Genomic DNA, 544 nt, shown 5'->3' on the forward strand with positions numbered 1-544 from the left:
CGTTACGAGCAATCCAATGTAAAAAACGACATTTCGTTTAAAGCCTTCAAACGCGCCTTCTACAACGAATCCATCGAGATCTATAACTTGACCGATGGCGCAGCCATTCAAAAAGTCTTTACGCCATTAATTATGCTTGCCACCGCTTGGATTGTGTTTGTGTGCTCTGTATCGAAATAAGCACGCAAATACACTCCAAGAGGGATGAGAATCATCATGCCTAAGATAACGTTACTTCTGCTGGCCACTACAATTGGTATTGGCATTACCGGCGCTGCATTTTGTGTTGGTGTGACTTACGCATTTACTCAGTTACCGTTAGAAAGCTGGTTTCTAAACCCATAAATACAAAAAAGCAGAACTCGATGTGAGTTCTGCTTTTCATTGTTTATTTGGCCGTAACTCGGATGAAACCTAGAATTCCCGGTTCATTTTTTCCAAACACGATAGAAAGGTTGATTGCTGCTCTGGCTCAATATGACGAGTAAGATCACGCACAAGATCAAGGTGCAACTGGTTATGATGGCGATGAATTTTCTCACCT

At 41.9% G+C, this 544-nt stretch carries 1 protein-coding gene and 2 pseudogenes; 2 read left to right on the forward strand and 1 reads right to left on the reverse strand.

What is annotated here, in order from left to right:
- Both R7040_RS29260 and R7040_RS29265 read left to right on the forward strand, forming a co-directional pair.
- Positions 1-180, forward strand: a pseudogene (locus R7040_RS29260) (hypothetical protein); the annotation flags it as partial.
- A 36-nt stretch (positions 181-216) separates the two neighbouring features.
- Entirely contained in the window at positions 217-345 is a 129-nt protein-coding gene (locus tag R7040_RS29265; protein WP_005477316.1) for a hypothetical protein, read from the forward strand.
- Between the two features lie 69 nt (positions 346-414).
- Here R7040_RS29265 and R7040_RS29270 read toward each other — a convergent pair.
- Positions 415-544 (reverse strand): annotated as a pseudogene (locus R7040_RS29270) (MarR family transcriptional regulator); the annotation flags it as partial.

This window comes from Vibrio sp. 1069, assembly GCF_033340555.1.